The organism is Corallococcus terminator, assembly GCF_003611635.1.
In the GTDB taxonomy this organism is placed as follows: Bacteria; Myxococcota; Myxococcia; order Myxococcales; family Myxococcaceae; genus Corallococcus; species Corallococcus terminator.
The window spans coordinates 17,030-36,125 of the sequence record NZ_RAVZ01000060.1 but is presented as its reverse complement, the minus strand read 5'-3'; the positions used below and the strand labels follow the sequence as shown (position 1 = coordinate 36,125).

The 19,096-nt window shown below is 70.1% G+C and carries 13 protein-coding genes; 8 read left to right on the top strand and 5 right to left on the bottom strand.

Going from position 1 to position 19,096, the window contains the following annotated elements:
- The 6 genes from D7V88_RS11595 to D7V88_RS11570 all read left to right on the top strand — a co-directional run.
- Positions 1-947 (top strand): SIS domain-containing protein (locus tag D7V88_RS11595; RefSeq protein ID WP_147448692.1); only part of this gene is annotated, 947 nt, incomplete at its 5' end.
- Positions 947-2,128 (top strand): N-acetylglucosamine-6-phosphate deacetylase, encoded by a 1,182-nt coding sequence (nagA, locus tag D7V88_RS11590; protein ID WP_120540690.1) that lies wholly within the window; start codon positions 947-949, stop codon positions 2,126-2,128. The genes D7V88_RS11595 and nagA, both read left to right, overlap by 1 nt.
- A gap of 69 nt (positions 2,129-2,197) precedes the next feature.
- Complete coding sequence (locus tag D7V88_RS11585; RefSeq protein WP_120540689.1) at positions 2,198-4,234, top strand: glycosyl hydrolase family 18 protein; 2,037 nt, start codon at positions 2,198-2,200, stop codon at positions 4,232-4,234.
- A 277-nt stretch (positions 4,235-4,511) separates the two neighbouring features.
- A complete protein-coding gene (locus D7V88_RS11580; RefSeq protein ID WP_120540688.1) occupies positions 4,512-8,177 on the top strand; it encodes a DUF3857 domain-containing protein in 3,666 nt (1,221 codons plus the stop codon).
- A gap of 86 nt (positions 8,178-8,263) precedes the next feature.
- Positions 8,264-10,564 carry a hypothetical protein gene (locus D7V88_RS11575; RefSeq protein WP_208726234.1) on the top strand — a complete coding sequence of 767 codons (2,301 nt, stop codon included), beginning with the start codon at positions 8,264-8,266 and terminating at the stop codon, positions 10,562-10,564.
- Between the two features lie 263 nt (positions 10,565-10,827).
- Complete coding sequence (locus tag D7V88_RS11570; protein ID WP_120540687.1) at positions 10,828-11,403, top strand: hypothetical protein; 576 nt, start codon at positions 10,828-10,830, stop codon at positions 11,401-11,403.
- A gap of 90 nt (positions 11,404-11,493) precedes the next feature.
- Here D7V88_RS11570 and D7V88_RS11565 read toward each other — a convergent pair whose 3' ends face one another.
- From D7V88_RS11565 to D7V88_RS11555, 3 genes are all read right to left on the bottom strand, one after another.
- Positions 11,494-13,665, bottom strand: coding sequence for a bifunctional alpha,alpha-trehalose-phosphate synthase (UDP-forming)/trehalose-phosphatase (locus D7V88_RS11565; RefSeq protein ID WP_120540686.1), 2,172 nt, complete (start codon positions 13,663-13,665; stop codon positions 11,494-11,496).
- Positions 13,666-13,677: 12 nt separating this feature from the next.
- On the bottom strand, positions 13,678-14,820 hold the full coding sequence (locus D7V88_RS11560) for a hypothetical protein (RefSeq protein WP_120540685.1): 1,143 nt from the start codon (positions 14,818-14,820) through the stop codon (positions 13,678-13,680).
- Positions 14,821-14,987: 167 nt separating this feature from the next.
- The gene (locus D7V88_RS11555) at positions 14,988-16,028 is read right to left on the bottom strand and encodes an NAD-dependent epimerase/dehydratase family protein (protein WP_120540684.1); all 1,041 of its coding nucleotides are present in this window, start codon (positions 16,026-16,028) and stop codon (positions 14,988-14,990) included.
- Positions 16,029-16,123: 95 nt separating this feature from the next.
- Between D7V88_RS11555 and D7V88_RS11550 the strand changes: the two genes are divergently transcribed.
- The gene (locus D7V88_RS11550; protein ID WP_120540683.1) at positions 16,124-16,534 is read left to right on the top strand and encodes a winged helix-turn-helix transcriptional regulator; all 411 of its coding nucleotides are present in this window, start codon (positions 16,124-16,126) and stop codon (positions 16,532-16,534) included.
- Here D7V88_RS11550 and D7V88_RS11545 read toward each other — a convergent pair.
- Entirely contained in the window at positions 16,531-16,995 is a 465-nt protein-coding gene (locus D7V88_RS11545; RefSeq protein WP_120540682.1) for a rhodanese-like domain-containing protein, read from the bottom strand. The genes D7V88_RS11550 and D7V88_RS11545 overlap by 4 nt on opposite strands.
- A gap of 296 nt (positions 16,996-17,291) precedes the next feature.
- On the opposite strand from D7V88_RS11545, the gene D7V88_RS11540 reads away from it, so the two are divergent.
- Positions 17,292-17,723, top strand: a complete 432-nt coding sequence (locus D7V88_RS11540; RefSeq protein ID WP_158625063.1) for a cupin domain-containing protein — start codon at positions 17,292-17,294, stop codon at positions 17,721-17,723.
- 93 nt (positions 17,724-17,816) lie between these two features.
- On the opposite strand, the gene D7V88_RS11535 is transcribed toward D7V88_RS11540, so the two are convergent.
- A complete protein-coding gene (locus D7V88_RS11535) occupies positions 17,817-19,085 on the bottom strand; it encodes a threonine aldolase family protein (protein WP_120540680.1) in 1,269 nt (422 codons plus the stop codon).
- Positions 19,086-19,096 lie beyond the last annotated feature (11 nt).

Sequence of the window (19,096 nt, the reverse complement as noted above, 5' to 3'; positions counted from 1 at the left end):
CCCTGGCTTACCTGGGTGCCCGCCTCCGCCGGACCCCGCCCCGCTTCGTCGTCACCTGCGCGCGGGGCAGCTCCGACCATGCGGCCGTCTACGGCAAGTACCTCATCGAAACCACGCTGGGCCGCGCCGTCGCCTCCCTGGGTCCCAGTGTCGCGTCCGTCTACAACACCCGCTCGCTCGACCTGCGCGACTCGCTCTTCATCGCCATCTCCCAGTCCGGCCAGAGCCCGGACCTGCTGCGCATGACCGAGGCCGCGCGCGCGGGCGGCGCCGTCGTCCTGGGCTTCATCAACGACGAGTCCTCGCCCCTGTCCGCGCTGTGCGACGTGCGCGTCCCCCTGTCCGCCGGCCCCGAACACAGCGTCGCCGCCACCAAGTCCTATCTGCTCTCCGGCCTCGCCTTCCTCCAGCTCGTCGCCTACTGGTCGGACTCCGCCGAGCTGCACGACGCCGCCCGTCGATTCCCCGATGCGCTGGAGGCCGCGAGCAAGCTCGACTGGTGGCCCGCGCTCGCCTCCTTGAAGGACGCCTCCAGCCTCTACGTCGTCGGGCGCGGCAGCGGCCTGGGCGCGGCGCTCGAAATGGCCCTCAAGCTCAAGGAGACCTGCCGCCTGCACGCGGAGGCCTTCAGCTCCGCGGAGGTCCTCCACGGTCCGCTCGGGCTCGTGCGCCCGGGCTTCCCCGTGCTCGCGCTGGGCCAGGAGGACAACGCCGCGCAGGGCATGCGCTCCGTCGTGCAACGCATGGTCGAACTGGGCGCCAACGTCCACGCCACCCTGCCCGTCCCTGGCGCGCAGCCCCTGCCCACGCTGCCGGACCTGCCCTCGGTGCTCGCGCCCCTGTGTCAGGTGCAGAGCTTCTACTTCGCGGTGCACCAGCTCGCGACCGCGCGCGGGTTGGATCCGGATGCCCCCGCGCACCTGCGCAAGGTCACGGAGACGGTGTGATGGCTGGCGCCACGGTCGTCGTCCTCCACGGCGCGCGTGTCTTCACCGGGGACCTGCTCCTCGAAGGACAGGCCGTCGTCCTCGAAGGCGACACCGTGCGCGCAGTGGTCCCCACCGCTGAAATCCCTCCCGGTGCCACCGTGCACACGCTGCCCGGGGACACGCTGCTCGCGCCCGGCTTCGTCGACGTGCAGGTGAACGGCGCGGGCGGCGTGCTCTTCAACGACACGCCCACCGCGGAGGCCGCGCTCGCCATCGCCGCCGCCATGCGTCGCACCGGCACCACGGGCCTGCTGCCCACCTTCATCACCGACGACCCCACGCGCATGCGTGAAGCGTGCGAGGCCGCGCTCGAAGCCAACTCACGGCCCGACAGCGGGGTGCTCGGCATCCACCTGGAAGGCCCCTTCATCAGCCGTGAGCGCGCCGGTGTCCACGCACCGGGCTTCATCCGCGCCCCCGACCCGAGCGACCTCGACTACCTCACCGCCCTGCCCCGCCGCTTCGCCGCGCACGGAGGACGCGTGTTGATGACACTCGCGCCGGAGTGCGTGGACGACGCCACCCTGCGCCGGCTCGCCACCTCCGGCGTGGTGCTCAGCGCGGGCCACACCGCCGCCACCAGCGAGCGCACCACCCAGGCTCTCAAGGCTGGCGTGCGCGGCTTCACGCACCTCTTCAACGCGATGCCCCCGGTGATGAACCGTCAGCCCGGCCCCGTCGTCGCCGCGCTCACCCATGACGACGCGTGGTGCGGCGTCATCGCGGACGGCGTGCACGTGCACGCGGACAACCTGCGCCTCGTCCTCAAGGTCAAACCTCCCGGCAAGGTCTTCCTCGTCACGGACGCGATGCCTCCCGTGGGCACCTCCGTCACGTCCTTCATGCTCCAGGGCCGCACCATCCTGCGCCGCAACAAACGCCTGGAGACCGAGGACGGCGTGCTCGCGGGCGCGGACATCGACCTCACCGAGGCCGTGCGTCACTGCGTCCACTCGCTCGGTGTTCCGCTGGAGGAAGCGCTGCGCATGGCGTCGCTCCATCCCGCGACCTTCCTGGGCGTGCACGGCCACCGAGGTCGCATCGCCCCAGGCCACCGTGCGGACCTGGTGCTGTTGAAGGAAGACCTTTCCGTCCACACCACCTGGGTCGGCGGACAGGCGCGAAGCCCGGAAAAATAACTCCGCGATTAACCCTGAAAAATGGGGGCGTGACTCCTTCCGCATGTACCGCAGGCGAGGAGAACACGAATGCTGCGTAGCAAGTGGATCATGGGCCTGGTCGCGTCCGCGCTGACCGTCACCGGATGTGGCCAGGAACTCTTCACGCCCGAGGCCGAAGGCCCGGGCAGCGTGATGAAGGCGCCGCTGGAGGCCGCGTGGGCCGTGGGCGTCGCCTACTCGCCAGGCACGCGCGTCTCCTATGAAGGCCGCATCTATGAGTGCCGTCAGCCGCACACGTCCCAGTCGGACTGGACGCCCTCGGCCGTGGCCTCGCTGTGGCTCGACGTCGGGCCCGCGACGGGAGGCGGCGACACGAAGGCCCCCGTCGTCACCGCGTCCAGCAGCGCCTCCAGCATCACCGCCGCGGGCTCAATCACCCTCTCCGCCAGCGCCACCGACGAAGTGGGCGTAACGAAGATTGAAATCCTGGAGAACGGCACGCTCGTCGCCACTGCGTCGTCGTTCAGCCGCACGTTCTCCTCCTCGGCGCAGAACGGCACGTACACGTACACCGTGAAGGCGTACGACGCCGCCGGCAACGTGGGTACGAAGACGCTCACCGTCACCGTGGCCATCCCTGGCGTCGGTGACACGAAGGCCCCTGTCGTCACCGCGTCCAGCAGCGCCTCCAACATCACCACCGCCGGCTCCCTCACCATCTCCGCCAGCGCCACCGATGAAGTGGGCGTGACGAAGATTGAAATCCTGGAGAACGGCACGCTTGTCGCCACCGCGTCGTCGTTCAACCGCGCGTTCTCCTCCTCCGCGCAGAACGGCACGTACACGTACACCGTGAAGGCGTACGACGCCGCCGGCAACGTGGGCACGAAAACGCTCACCGTCACCGTGGCCATCTCCGGCCAGCCGCCCGTGGGCAACAAGCGCATCGTCGGCTACTTCACCGCGTGGGGCATCTACGGCCGCAACTACCAGGTGTCCAACGTCCCGGCGGCGAAGCTCACGCACATCAACTACGCCTTCTCCAACATCACGCCGGACGGCAAGTGCGTGCTCGGGGACGCGTTCGCGGACATCGACAAGGGCTTCGGCTTCCCGGGTGAGTGGGACGCGGGCGCGCTGCGCGGCAACTTCCGCGCCTTCAAGGAGCTGAAGAAGACGAACCCCCAGTTGAAGCTGCTCATCTCCATTGGCGGCTGGTCCTGGTCCAAGTACTTCTCCCAGGTGGCCGCGTCGTCCGCGTCGCGCGCCGCGTTCGTGAAGTCCTGCGTGGACCTGTACGTGAAGGGCCAGTACCCCGGCGTCACCCCGGCCAACGGCGTGGGCGTGTTCGACGGCATCGACGTGGACTGGGAGTACCCCACCGGCGGCGGCCTGCCGGACAACATCAGCAGCCCCGCGGACAAGGTGAACTACACCCTGCTCATGCAGGAGTTCCGCACCCAGCTTGCCGCCGTGACGGCGCAGACGGGCCAGCCCTACCTGCTCACCATCGCGTCGGGCGCTTCGCCGGACCTGCTCGCCAACAAGCAGGAGACGCTGAAGCTGGCCAACATCCTCGATTGGATCAACGTGATGTCCTACGACTACCACGGCGCCTTCGAGAGCACGGTCAACTTCCACTCCGCGCTCAACCGCGTGACGGGCGACCCGGGCGCGGTGGACGGCTTCTACACCGACGGCTCCATCGCGAAGATGCTCCAGTTGGGCGTGCCCGCCTCCAAGATTGTCCTGGGCGTTCCGTTCTACGGCCGCGGCTGGGGCAACGTGCCCAACGTGAACAACGGCCTGTTCCAGAGCGGCGTCCCCACCAAGGGCACCTGGGATGACGGCCAGTCGGGCCTCACCGGCGTGTTCGACTACAAGGACCTCAAGGCCAACTACGAGCGCGCGGGCTCCGGCTACACGAAGTTCTTCCACCCGGAGAGCAAGCAGGCCTACGTGTACAGCCCGACCACGAAGGTGTGGGTGGCCTACGACGACGCGCAGAGCCTCACCGCCAAGTCGGACTACATCCTGTCCAAGGGCCTGGGCGGCGCGATGTTCTGGGAGCTGAGCGGCGACGACGGCACCCTCGTCAACGCCCTGTACTCCAAGCTGCACTGACGGCCGGGCAGCCTCCGGACCTCAACAGCGGCACACTATCGGGGCCGGCACGGGCATCAGCGCCCGTGCCGGCCCTGTGTATTTTCGACTTCCTACCTCCACGGGCCCACCCCGCCCCACACCGGTCCGTCATAGAGTGGAGGGGTTCTGGTTGCCTGCCCGCCGTCCGGGGCCACATGCAGGGGAAGGCCGCGACGGGTCCGCCTGTTCACCGGCGTCGTCGCCCCCTGCTGTCCCGGCGTCGCTGCTGGCGCCGCTGCTCTACCGAGGAGAACGGATGTCGCGTTTCACATCGCTGGCCGCAGTCTTCGTGCTCACCTGCCCCGTGCTGGCGCTCGCGAAGCCGAACGCGGACGACCGGGCCCGCGAGTACGCGGCCGAGGCCCAGAAGGCCGCCGGCTCCCCACGCGGGGGTGCCGCCCTTCTGCGGATGCACGGGCTGGTGGACGACGTGGAGGACCTCACCCCGCTGGTGAGCACCTACCAGCAGATTGCTTCGCGCCGCACGTCCGACGTGAACACGCGCACCACCGCGCAGATCCTCCTGATGGACGCGGAGCGCTCCCGGGGCCGGATGGTGCGCGCCAACGAAGTCCGCCAGTGGCTGGGCTTCGTCAACGACTACTACGTCGTCGGCGGCTTCGAGAACGAAGGCAAGGCCGGCTGCGACACCAACTTCGGCCCGGAGACCGCCGCGTTGGACCTGACGGCGCGCTACCCGGGCGCCAAGGGCCACGAGGCCACCTGGCGCAAGCTGTCCGTCACGTCCGCGGACGGCTACGTGGACCTGGCCACCGCCGTGCGTCCCAACAAGGAGGCCGTGGCGTACGCGCTCACGTGGTTGGAGGTGCCGCAGGACACGCGCGTGGCGCTGGGCCTGGGCACCTCCGGCGGCTACCGCCTGTGGGTGAACGGGCAGTTGGCCTCCAAGGAGGACCGCTACAACCTGCCCCGCCCCGACCAGACCCGCGTGTCGGTGAAGCTCAAGAAGGGCCTCAACCGCGTCCTCGTGAAGGTGTGCCAGGAGTCCGGCCCGCTGGGCTTCTACCTGCGCTCGGAGACGGCGTCCGCGCGCGCCACGCTGCCCGCCAAGGCCCCCGCGCTGGAGCGCATGCCGGCCCCCGCGCCGCAGGTGCTGCCCACGCTCACCTCGTCGCTGCGCGCGCTGGTGGAGAAGAACCCGGACGACGCGGCCCTGCGAGGCGACTACGCCCAGGTGCTCGCCTTCTTCCGCGCCTATGACGAGCGCGAGCACACCGCCAGCGCCGAGGCCGCCGCCGCCGCCGAGGCCGCCCCCAACGACGCGCGCCTCCAGTTGCTGGCCGCCAACACCCAGACGGATGACCTGAACGAGCGCCGCCGCTTCCTGGAGGCCGCCTTGAAGGCGGATCCGACGTTCGCCCCGGCGCGGCTGGCGCTGTCGGACCATGAGATGGACCGCGGCCACCCGGAGCGCGTGCAGCCGCTGCTGGCCCCGCTGATGGAGAAGGATGACGGCCGCAACGAGCCGGGCGCACGACTGCTGCTGGCCCGCGCCGCCGAGGCCCTGGGCGAGCGCGCCCGCGCGCATGCGCTGGTGGAGGAGACCTTCCGGCAGCAGCCCCGCGTCCCCCGCGTGGTGCGCGTGGCGGCGGCGGCGTCCCGGCAGTTGGGCCGCAACCAGGAGGCCATGGACCGCATGCGCGTGGTGCTGGCGCTGCGCTTCGATGACACCAACACCCGCCGGCAGCTCGCCTCGCAGCTCGCGGACGCGGGCAAGGTGGACGCCGCCGAGCGCGAGTACGCGAAGCTCACCGACCTGAACCCGTTCGACAACGGCTCGCGCGTGCGGCTGGCGGAGCTCAAGGCCTCCAACGGCGCCGCCGAAGAGGCCGCCGCGCTCTTCACCGAGGCCAAGGCCCTGTCCCCCGACGAGCCGGAAGTCTACGAGCGCGAGGGCCGCGCGCTGCTCGCCGCGGGTCAGCGCGAGCCCGCCCTGGCCGCCTTCGAGCGTTCGCTGGTGCTGCGCCCGCAGAACCCCGGCTTGAAGGAGGCCCTGCGCACCCTCAAGGGTGAGACGGAGAGCGCGGGCACGCAGTACCTGGTGGACGCGAAGCCGCTGGCCAAGGAGGCCGAAGGCTACGTGCACGAGGACGCCGTCTACCTCGTGGACAACACCTATGTGCGCGTGCAGAAGAGCGGCCTCTCCAGCCGCATCCAGCAGATGGTGGTGAAGGTCCTCAACACGCGCGGCGTGGATGCGTTCCGCAGCCTCCCGGTCAGCTATTCGCCGGACCGCCAGGAAGTGCGCGTGCTCAAGGCCCGCGTGACGAAGCCGGACGGCTCCGTGGTGGAGAGCTACGGCGACGCCGAGCGCAACATGAACGAGCCGTGGACGGGCATGTACTACGACGCCCGCATGCGCGTGCTGTCGTTCCCGTCGCTCGCCGTGGGCGACACGCTGGAGCTGACGTACCGCCTGGACGACACCGCGCAGGACAACCTGCTGTCGGACTACTGGGGCGACGTGGAGAGCGTGCAGGGCGTCTACCCGAAGGTGCGCTTCCAGTACGTCGTGGACATGCCCAAGGAGCGGCCGCTGTACTGGAACAAGAGCCGCCTGGCCGGCGTGGAGCAGCAGCAGTCGCCGCTGGAGAACGACACCCGCACGCTGTACCGCTTCGGCGCCAAGCACGTCTCCAAGGTGGTGCCGGAGCCGGGCATGCCGGGCTGGGCGGAGGTCGCGCAGAACCTGCACATCTCCACATACAAGACGTGGGAGCAGGTGGGCCACTACTGGTGGGGCCTCGTGCGCGACCAGCTCCAGCCGAACGCGGAGCTGAAGGCGACGGTGGACCAGGTGCTCCAGGGCGTGGACCGCAAGAACGAGCTGGCCGTCGTGCGCGCCATCTACTCCTTCGTCGTCACCAACACCCGCTACGTGGCGCTGGAGTTCGGCATCCACGGCTTCAAGCCCTACCGCGTCGACCGCGTGCTGGCGCGCCGCTTCGGTGACTGCAAGGACAAGGCGAGCCTCATCTACTCCATGCTGAAGGTGGCGGGCGTGGACAGCCGGCTGGTGCTCCTGCGCATGCGCAACCTGGGCTCGCTGGACGCGGAGCCCGCGTCGCTGGCGGCCTTCAACCACGCCATCGCGTACGTGCCCAAGTTCGACCTGTACCTGGACGGCACCGCGGAGTTCCACGGCGCCAAGGAGCTGCCGTCCGCGGACCGCGTCGCCAACGTGCTCGTGGTGGAACCCAACGGCACCAGCACCTTCCTCACCACGCCGGAGGCGAAGGCGCAGGACAACACCACCACGCTGGCCATGGAGGTCGCCCTGCGGCCCGACGGCGGCGCGGAGGTGAAGGGCCAGAGCAGCGTGTCCGGCCAGACGGCGCCGGACTACCGCCGCGCCTACCGCCCGGAGTCCACGCGCAAGTCCACCTTCGAGCGCTCGTGGGCGCAGAGCTTCCCCGGCCTCACCGTGCGCGAGGTGAAGCTCAGCGACACCACCCGCCTGGATGACGACGTGGCGCTGGACTTCAAGATGGGCATCCCGCGCTACGCGGAAGTGCTCCCCGGCGGCAGCCTGCGTTTCCTGCCCTTCGGCACCGGACGCACCTACCAGCAGGCGTACGCGTCGCTCGCCGAGCGCCGCTTCGACCTCGTCATGCAGAGCCCGTGGGTGAACACCTTCAAGCTGCGCTACACGCTGCCCGGCGGCTACACCGTGGCGGAGATGCCCCAGGCGGTGGAGGAGACGACGCCGTTCGGTCGCGTGAAGCTCTCCTACCGCGTGGAGGACGGCGCCCTCGTCGCCGACGGCGAGGTGGCCCTCTCCGTCGCCCGCATCAAGGCGAACGAGTACCCGCAGTTCCGTGAGTTCCTGGGCCGCGTGGACCGGGCCTTCGGACGCCGCATCCTGCTCCAGGGTCCGGGGCAGAAGACGGCATCGCGGTAGGCGTGGAGAGACACTCCCGGCGCATCTTCGCGCCGGCATGCACGGAGGGCTTGACCCGGATGCGGCCCTCCGTGCTTAAGCAACACATGCACCGTGCACGCGCGCTCGTCCTTGGCTGCCTGCTGGTGGCGGGGACCGCCGCCGCCGCCACCTCCGTCGTCCAGCTTCCCGAAGGAGGACGGGCGGTGGAGGTCATCCCGAAGGGCATCCTCTGCGGCCCCGTGCGTGGCGGCTGGGTGCTCTCTTCGGACGGTCGCTCGCTCAAGCCTCCCACCAAGGCGGAAGACACCGCGCGAACGCTGGAGCTGAAGGTCGCCGCGGACGAAGCCGCGTGCGCCTCGGCCACCGACACCGTGGTGGTGGTGGCCACCGGGCCCTTCCCGCGCATCGACAGCGCCGCCACCACCTTCTACCCGGACGACGGTCGGCTGGAGCTCAAGGGCACCGGCCTGAAGAACGTGACCATCGCCTGGTCCGGCGTGCCCCGGGGACCGGATCCGCAGGGCAAGAGCGTGGACGGCGAGGACCTGTGCCTGGAGCCCAACGGCCCCTCCGAGTGCGCGGTGCCGGTGACGCCCGGGCTGCCCACGGACGCGACGCTGTCGTGGCGCCCCGCCTTCGCCCGCGCGGGTGCGGGCGTGACGACGTACGACGCCAACGGGCGCTTCCTGGACGACGAGTACTTCCGCCTGCGCCCCGGCCGCACGGTGCTCACGCGGCCCCTGGTGCAGTCCTCCGGCGTGGACCTGTCCAAGGGCCCTGGCTATGCGTCGGTGACGCACTCGGAGGCCATCGCCTCCGTGGACTGCGGCTCCGCGCGCTGCGAGGTGACCGACGGCGCCGTGTCCATCCGCAACGTGCCGGGGTTGAACCCCACCGTGTCCCTGCGGCTGCGGCTGACGCCGCGCGTGTTCTTCGCCCGGGGCGACGCGCTGGAGACGTCCGTGGCGGAGACGCTGCCCGTGCTGGCGTGCCCGCTGACCGCCGTGGAGGGCACGGTGCTGCGCGACGCGGAGGACTCCGCGCTCGTCATGCGCCTGGACGCGGCGTGCGCGCATGATCCGCGCGGCCTCCTGTGGACGGTGAATGGCGCCAGGACGCGCGTGGAGCGCGTGGTGAAGGTCCCGGAGGGCACCTACGTCCTCTTGCGCACCCGGGGCACCGACGAACCCCAGGTGACGGTGACGGCCACCACGTCGCGCGTGGACGGCACGGTGGTGGCATCCGAAACGGCGGAGACGCGGCCGGTGCCAGACCCGCGCGCGATGCTGGAATTGCCCGGCCACGGCGGCATCGACTTCGTGCCCACCAACCGCCCGGCGGAGGTGACGGTGGCCTCCAACGGCGGCCTGGGCCGCTTCGTGCTGCGCCCCCTGGGCGGCGCCTACACGGTGACGATGCGGGACACCGCCACCCTCGTGCAGGGCGAGGCCACGGCCGGCGGCTTCGTGTCGCTGCGCTTCGGCTACCGGCTGCCCACGCTGCCAGCGGAGCTGGCCACCACGGACCTGTTCCTCACCAGCGAGCGTGTGCAGCGCGCGGTGCGCGAGGCCAGCGTGCCCACCAACGTGGAGAACCTGGTGGAGTTCATCTGCGCGGACAAGGACGGCCATGACGAGACGCTCAAGCCCAGCCGCCCGCACCGGCTGAACTACGCCATGCGCAACACCTGCCGCGTCATCATCCACCGCGAGCGCCTGACGCCCCAGGAGGGCAACCAGGAAATCACCCTGCGCATCGACGTGACGAAATCCGACGGCTCCACCCGGGGCGAAAGCCACGTGGAGCAGCGCCTGTTCCTGCGCCCCAACGGCGAGATGCGCGTCATCCCCGTGCAGGGCAACCTGGGGCAGTACGACCGCATCCTCGTGCAGGTGTCCCACGTCGCGGACGAATCCCGCTACGCGCTGTCCACCGTGGACCGCACCGGGCTGCCCTCCGCCCAGTGGACCGCGATCGTGCGCGGCGGCATGTTCCGCCTCTACACCATGGCCACCATCCCCGCGGGCCTCTACCGCGCCACGCAGCCCACGGGACAGTTGGCCATCAATTTCGGCGTCCTGTCCCGTCTGGCATTGCTCAACAACGAGGGCCAGGAGCGCCTGCTGGGCATCGAGATGGGATTGATGGGATTGGGGCTCGTGCCACAGTCCGGTGACATCCAGTTCCCGCCCACGCTCGCCGCCGTGCTGGGCCTGGGCCTGCGCGTGCCCATTGGCCCGGGCGCGGCGGTGGGTGCCAACGCATGGATTGCCCGCGAATTCCGGGGCGACATCACCCGGCGCACCAACGGCGACCCCAACACCAACACCGTGGTGCCCTCCAGCAAGTGGTCCTTCATCTTCGGGCCCAGCATCTCCGTCGGGAACGTGGGCTTCAATCTCTGAAAGCCCCACCCCGTCCGGGCGCGCGTCAAAGGCAGGCAGAAAAGGGACGCGGCGCGTTGGCGCCCCGCGCCTTCACTGTCGGCCTGGGTCAATCCCTGCTCATCCCGTGGACCCGGGGGAAAACCCGTAGGTGCGCATCCGGGCCGCAATCCTTCACGTTCGCTGGAATTGCCCGAATTACCAGTTAGCATTTGATTTCCAGACAAATGCGCTGTTAGAAAGGAATTGGCTCCGGCCAAACCCAGACACACAGGACAAGACCCATGACGAACAACGTGAAGCGCTTCCTGGCCGCCTCCCTGCTGTCCCTCATGCCGTCGGTCGCGCTCGCCGAGCAGTACGGCGTTGAAGACCTCCTCTCCAAGCGCCACGACTATGTGAGCGTCGTTCAGGAGGAGACCATCCAGCTTCCCTCGGGCCGCCTGGAAGGAAACCCGTCGCTGCGCCCGGCGACCACCGTCAACGACTTCTTCATCGCCAACTGGACCGGCGTGAACACCTTCCCCGGCTATTCCGTGACGGGCACGCCCAATCCGCTGCCGCCCAGCCCCCTGCCCCCCGTCGTGTCGCCCAGCATCTCGGGCCACTTCCAGATGATCACCCCGCTGCTGTCGCCGCTGACCCAGCTCTACTACTACACGACCAACGCGGCGGATCCGACGGGCGCCGCGAAGACGTGTCGCTGGATCCTGACGCTCACCGTCACCAACGGCGTCTGCTCGGGCAGCATCAACCAGGCCGCCTTCGGCACGCAGGGCGCCGTCTGCACGCTCAGCACGTCGCAGACCTTCGTCGACCCCGCGACGTGCCAGGCCCAGGTCGTCACCGCCATCCAGTAGCCTGAGAAGCGCGCGCCGCTGGCGGCCCTCTCATGGGGTCGCTGGCGGCGTCGCCCCTGCGCGGGAGTGCAGCCAGCCCGGCCCGCGCCGCTACTGGCCCAGCAGCGCCTTCAGCAACCGCCGCACCTCCTGCGGGCCTTCCGTGCGGTACGCCGCGCGCGTGTGCTTGTTGCCCGCGTGCACGGTGAGGCCGCCCTTGGGGATGGCCGCGAACAGGTCCTCGTCGGTGACGTCATCGCCGATGGCCAGCACGCGCACGTCCGGGGCCTCGTGCTTCAACACCTCCGGCACGACGCGGCCCTTGTTGACGCCCCGGGGCCGCACCTCCACCACCTTGTCACCGGGGAGGATGTGCATGGGCTCCTGGGAGAACTGCTCGAAGAGCAGCAGGCGCAATTCGCGCGCCTGGAGCGCGCCGAACTCCGCGTCCACCTTGCGGTAGTGCCACGCGAGCGACGCCGTCTTCTCCTCCACGAACGAGCCCGTCACCCGCCCGGCGAATGCTTCCAGCACGGGCTTCACCCGGGGCTTCCACTCGAAGGACACGCCCGGCAGGGCCTGCCACGACTGCCCCCGCCGCATGCGCGACCACAGGCCGTGCTCCGCGTGCAGCCCCATGGGCAGCTCGCCGAACCATGCCTCCAGCGTCTCCTTCGGACGACCGCTCACCACGTGCACGGACAGGTCCGGCCGGGCGCAGAGGTCCTTGAGCAGCTTCATCAACTCCGCGTCCGGCGCGGCCTGCTCCGGCGTCGGCGCGAAGCCCACGAGCGTGCCGTCGTAGTCCAGGAACAGCACCTTGCGCCCGGGGCCCTTGAGCTTCTCCAGCGCCTGCATCCCGTCGGGCAGCGGCGGGCGCTCCTCCACGGACTTCAGCCCCTGGAGGCGGCCCAGGAAGCTGTCCACCCACCAGTGCACGTCGCGCGCCTTCACGCCCGCGCGCAGGCAGCGCATGCGCTGCTGACGTTCGGCCTTGGGCATCTCCAGCGCCTCTTCGATGGCGTCCGCCATGCCCTCCACGTCGTAGGGGTTGATGAGCAGCGCGTCGCGCATCTCCGACGCCGCGCCCGCGAACTCGCTCAGCACCAGCACGCCGTCCTCGTCCGGCCGGGCCGCGCAGAACTCCTTGGCGACCAGGTTCATGCCGTCGCGCACGGGCGTCACCAGCATCACGTCCGTGCCCCGGTAGAGGCTGACGAGCTGCTTTTCGTTGAGTGACCGGTAGAGGTAGTGCACCGGCGTGCTGTGCACGGTGCCGTACTGGCCGTTGATGCGGCCCACCAGCTCGTCCACCGTCTCTCGGTATTCGGCGTACGCCTGCACCTGCGTGCGGCTGGGGACGGCGACCTGGATGAAGCGCAGCCGTCCGCGCAGGGCCGGCGAGCGCTCCAGCACGCGCTGCACCGCGAGCAGGCGCCGGGGAATGCCCTTGGTGTAGTCCAGCCGGTCGATGCCCAGGAGCAACCGCTCGTCGTGGGCGCGCTCGTGCAGGACCTTCACCTCGTCCAGCACCGCGGGCTCCTGCGCCAGCGTTTCGAACGAGGTGGCATCGATGCCCATGGGGAACGCGCCCACGCGCACCTCGCGCCCCTGGAAGAGGATGCGGTCGATGTCCGTGTCCAGCCCCAGTTGCCGCAGCAGCGTGCCGGAGAAGTGCCGCACGTAGCTCACCGCATGGAAGCCGATGAGGTCCGCGCCCAGGAGGCCCTTCAACAGCTCCGTGCGCCGGGGCAGCGTGCTGAAGATTTCCGACGACGGGAACGGGATGTGGTGGAAGTAGCCGATGCGCGCGTGCGGCAGGCGCTCGCGCAGCAGGCCCGGCACCAGCATCAACTGGTAGTCGTGCACCCAGATGGTGTCGCCCGGCTGGTAGTGCTTCGCGGCCAGGTCGGCGAAGCGCTCGTTCGCCTTGCGGTACGCATCCCAGTCCCGGTCCTGCCGGGGGATGCGGTCCAGCATGTAGTGGCACAGCGGCCAGAGGACGCGGTTGGAATAGCCCTCGTAGAAGCGGCTGACCTCGCTGGCGGACAGGTACAGCGGCACGCAGTTGAGCTCCGCCAACTGCGCCTCCACCTTCGTGCGCTGGGCGTCCGTCAGCCGGGAGACATCTCCGGGCCAGCCAATCCAGGGGCCTCCGGAGCGCTCATGCGGACGGCTCAGGCCGGTGGCGAGCCCCCCGGCGCTGCGCCCCACGGAGACGCTGTCCTTCTCCACCTTGACGGTGACGGGGAGACGATTCGAGACGAGCAGGAGTCGGGCCATGGCCCATATGCTCTATTCACCCACGTCGGGAATGGCTACGGCCGGGTGTCCGGGGCTGACGGTTGCCGGACCCTGGGGTGCTCGGCCCCAGCCCAGCCTGTTCAGCAGCGCGGGTTCCCGGCCGGCCTTCCAGATGAACGCGTCCAGCACATAGTGCGTGGCCTGGGGAAGCGCCAGCAGCGGCACCACCAGCGCCATCAGGTCCGACTCCAGCGCCAGGCCGCTGTCGCCGAACAACACCGGGCGGTCGTGCCACACCAGCACGTCCCACAGCCCCTCCTCCAGCAGCGCCAGCACCCCGAGGAACAGCAGGAAGCCGGGCAGCCCCGCGCGCAGGAGCACGCCCTTCGCGCCGAAGCCCCCTTCCGCGTGGCGGCCCCGCGCGTAGCGGAACAGCAGCGCGAAATACGGCACGCCGTGCAGCACCACGTTCATCACCGTGAAGGCGAAGTCGTCGCGCGCGAGCACGATGCCCCCGAACCACGCGACCCACGTCGCCGCCACCAGCAACACCTTGCCCGCCTGCACCCCTTCGCCCCGAGCGATGCGCACGCCCTGGAACACGGCCCACGCGCCCAGCACCACCGCGTGCGCGCCCAGCGCCACCGTGCCCGCCCACGTCGGCAGGCCCGCGAGGAAGTCGTTCTCCACGAACCACCAGAAGGCACGGGGCAGGTTCGCGTGCCACCAGACGACGGGGCCCAGCGTCGCGGCGTAGACGGCCGCCGCGTCCAGGCGCCGCTCGAACGCGGAGACGCGCGCCTTGCGGTCGTAGAGCGCCACCCAGCCGTACTGCTGGCGGATGAAGTGGAACAGCGCCACGTAGGCGAACACGCTCCAGAACGCGCCCGGGGACGCGGAGTACGCGAGCACGCCCACCGCGTACGCGGCGAGCGGCGCGCCCACGTAGAGGCCGGGACGGCGCTCCACCTCCTCGCCATCCAGGTACGTGCGGAACAGCGTGGACCACACGTGCGCCACGTCCACGCCCACCACGAACAACAGCCACGCCCAGGCCGGCGTGTCCCCCACCGCGCCCAGCCACGGCGCGGCCAGCACGAACGCGATGGACGCGAGCGCACTGCCGGCGAACACGGTGAGGTCCACGGACGGGCCGAACAGCCAGGCCTGCGTGGGCGCGAGGAGACGGGGCATCGGGCCGGGAGGATAGCAACCTCCGCCCCTGGGCGAAGACACGCCTGACGCGGGTCCGGTTCACCGGCAGGCGCGGGCCCACCGGGAGCGCGGACGCAAGGAACACCGCGCGTTCCGGTCCAGCGTGGACGCCCTGGCGCCGCGAGGGCCTCGCGGCGCCCGGAGCCTCACACCAGGCCCTGGCGCACCAGGGACTCCGCGCTGGCGACCAGCGCCTCCGTCGCGGGGCGCGCCCGCCAGCCCAGCATCCGTTCAGCCTTCGCGGTGCTGAACGTCCGCCGCAGGCCCAGGTTGGGCATGAGCTGACGGATCTCCGGATTGAACAGCGCACCGAACCGCACCAGGAAGTCCGGCGCCGTCCGCGTGGACACCTTCGCGGCCGGCCCGCCCAGGTGCTCGCGCAGCACGCGGGCCATGTCGCTCATCCACAGGAAGTCCCCGCTGCCCGCGAAGCGCTCTCCGGCGGCGCCGGGCGCGGTCATCGCCTTCAGGTGCAGGTCCGCCAGGTCCCGGACATCCACGATGCTGAAGCCCAGCCTGGGCAGCGGGGACAGCTCCCCTCGCAGCATCCGCGCCACCACCTCCAGCGAACCGGAGATGTCCCGGCCCAGCATGGGGCCCTGGATGAAGGCGGGCAGCACGGTGGACAGCGTCATGGCGCCAGCGCCGCCCTGTCGCATGAACGCCCAGGCATCCTGCTCCGCCAGGGTCTTCGCCTGTGTGTAGTGGGTCGCGTCCCTGGAGGCGAGGTCCGTCCAGACGCGCTCATCACTCGCGGGCGCATCCGCGGAGAAGTCCGCCGGCGGCAGCGCGGCCTGGAGCGACGACGTCATCACCACGCGCTCCACGCCCGCCTTCGCGCCCGCCTTCAACACGCGCAGCGTGCCCTCACGCGCCGGACGGATGAGGTCCTGCGTCTTGAACTCCCCGATGCCCATGGGGGATGCGACATGCAGGATGTATCGCGCGCCGTCCGCGGCCCGCTCCCAGCCCTCGTCCGCCAGCAGGTTCGCGGCGACGAAGGAGAGCCGGTCGCCTGGGTCCACCTGCGTGGCGACGTCAGCCCGGATTTCAGCCTCCCGCTCCAGGCTCCGCACCGTCGTCCGGACCCGGTAGCCCTGCTTCAGCAGGCAGACGACCGTCCAACCCCCCAGGAACCCCGAACCTCCCGTTACCAGCACCACGTCGTCCTTCAGCGCTGCGCCCATGGCTTACCCACCTCGTCCTACCCTTTGGAGAGTAGGTTTCAAAAGGAGAGTGGGTATATGTTGGTAACCTTTCCGCACTTCAAGAAGGCACCTGGATGAAACTCGGTAACGTCGACCTCCCCTCCGAAGTCTGCCGCTCGGTCGGCGAGGTGCTCGGCCGCGTCGGTGACAAGTGGTCGGTGCTGGTCATCGTCCTGCTGGCGGACGGCAGCCTGCGCTTCAGCGAGCTGCGCCGGACCATCGGCACGGTGTCCCAGAAGATGCTGACGGCCACGCTGCGCGGGCTGGAGCGCGACGGCTACCTCACGCGCACCGTGACGCCCACCATCCCTCCCCGGGTGGACTACGCGCTCACCGAGATGGGCCGGGACGTGCTGACGCCGCTCAACGCCCTGGCCCACTGGGCGCTCGCGCGCCGCGAGCAGGTGGAGGCGGCGCGCAGGGCCTACGACGCGAAGGTGGCTTCGGCTTCTGGCGACGCGCTGGTGGCGGACGAGCCCGCCTAGATTTCCCCGCGCATGCCGAACACCGGCACGCCCTGGGGCAGCGTGCCCTCCGTGGGCGCGCCCTCCTTCACCCAGTACTCGATGCCGCCCATCAGCTCCTTCACGCGGAAGCCGAGCGCCGCGAAGCGCACCGCCGCCTTCGTCGCGCCGTTGCAGCCGGGCCCCCAGCAATACACGACCACGACGTCCTCCTTCGACAGCGCCGCGGTGCTCGCCTCGCTGACCTGACGCCCGGGGATGTGCAACGCGCCGGGGATGTGTCGCCGCGCGTACGCCTCCGCGGACCGAACATCCACCACGACGAAGCCCTTGCGGCCCCGCTCCAGGTCCAGGCGCAGGTCCGCCGCGTCCGTCTCCACCGACAACTTCGCCTGGAAGTGCAGGCGAGCGGCCTCCGGGGTCGCGGCGGGTGTCTCAAGCACAAATGAGAAGTGGGATTCGGACGTGCTGGTGGTGCGCATGGGCGGGCTCCTGACGTGTCATCCGGAGGGAAACGGAAGACGGGGTGACACATCGCCCCTCATGCGGGTTTCCACGCGGGTCCGCAATCCACCCACCCTCTTTCTGCCTGATCAGAAAATGCGACCCGGGGCGTCCTGCCTGAACAGTTGCCGTGGAAACTTCCGCTCCCTGGCATGGCCTGAGCGCAACGTGTCTTAAGCGACAACCGTGTGCGTGAGACAAACTTGCAAGGAATTCCATGTTGGGCGTTAACATGGACAACGACACACACGCAGCGCAGACCGTGGAGGTTGTCATGTCCGGAAAGACGATGATGGATGTCCTGGTGCACACCGCGGATGTGGAGTGGAAGCCGCTGGGACCCGGAACCTCCTACCGTCTGCTGCGCGTGAGCGCGGAGACGGGTGTGTGGAGCGCCATCCTCAAGATGGAGAAGGGCGCTGTGTTCGCGCCGCACCGTCACCTGGCCCCGGCGGAGATCTTCATCCTCTCCGGCGCGACGCAGGACCGCCATGGCACCACCCGCCCGGGCGACTATGAGTTCGAGCCGCTGGGCGCGGAGCACCCCGCCACCACCGCGCTGGAGGAGTCCATCATCCACTTCACCGCGCACGGCCCCATCGCCTTCTACAACGACAAGGGCGGCATCGAGATGCTGCTCGACTCCGAGTTCTTCCTGAACGCCCAGGCGCAGGAGCCGGAGTACAGCATCAAGATGGCGGCCTGACGCACCCGCCCGGCGCACCGCGTTTGACGCGCGGTGTCTCTGTTTCACCCCCGCCCGTGTCTGGCTTTGGACACCGGCGGGAGCGCGTGCCGCTCAGTTCGCTTCGAGCAGGCGCAGGAAGGCCCGGGCCGCGTCGGCGTCGCTGATGCGCCCGAGCCCTTCGCCCACCTGGAGCTCCGTGGACACGACGCCGGGCACGCGCGTCTGTCCGAAGCCCCCCGCCACCCAGACCTTGTCCTCGCGCGCGATGCGGTCGCGCTGGCGGTTGAACGCGCCGGGCGAGCCGCGCAGGAACACGTGGAACATGTTCGTCTGCACGGGCTGCGGCAGCACGGTGACGCGGGGGTCCGCCGCCAGCAGTCCGGTGACAACCTTCGCGCGCTTCACGTAGCCCGGGATGGCGGCCAGCGCCGGATCCAGGCGCATGGCGGCGGAGGCCACGTAGGGCGCCAGTTGGTACAGGTTGCCGCCGTGACGGTGGCGCCACACGCGTGACTCGCGGATGAAGTCGCGGTTGCCCACCAGCATCGCCCCGCCAATGCCGCCCACCATCTTGTAGAAGGACACGTAGACGGAGTCGAAGCCCTTGCAGATGTCCGCGTAGGAGCGGCCATAGAAGGGCTGGCTCTCCCACAGCCGCGCGCCATCCATGTGCAGCTTCACCTTGCGCTCGCGGCAGGTGCGCTTGAGCGCGGCGAGCTGCTCCCACGTCGGAAGCTGTCCGCCCAGCCACCGCACCGGCAGCTCCAGACTGACGGTGCCAATCGTCTCCTTGGCCTGGGCCACGTCCTCCGCCAGCAACGGCCGCGTCCAGGGGCCCAGGTACACGGCGCGCAGCTGGTGCAGCACCGCGTAGCTGTCGTCCTCGTGCAGCACGTGGTGGGACGACGGGTGCACGCCCACGGTCCGCACGCCGCTGGCGTCCGCGTAGATGCGCAGCGCGACGAGCTGGCCCATGGTGCCGGTGGGCATGAAGCACGCGTCCTCGAAGCCGAGCAGGTCCGCGATGCGCTTCTCGAACGCCTGCACGAAGTCGCCGTTGCCGTACACGTCGCTGGACAGCTTCTGGCGCTGCATCCATTCGCCGATGCGCACGTACTCCGCGCCGTCGTCCGCCGTGGAGCCCGCGCTCAGCGACGCGGTGCAGCCCTTGCGCAACTGGTCGAACTCCGCCTGGGTGGGCTGCGCGGGGACCGCCACCCCGCCGTCCGGAACCCGGGCCACGGCCGTGCTCGCGGCCGCGCGGACCGGGGCCACGCCACCGTCCGGCGCCGCGTCGCCCCGGGTCGGGAAGAGCGTCGAGCCCGCGAGCAGGCTGCTGAGTGCGAGGAACTCCGACCGGCTGAAGCGCTTGTCCTGCATGGGGCCCATCC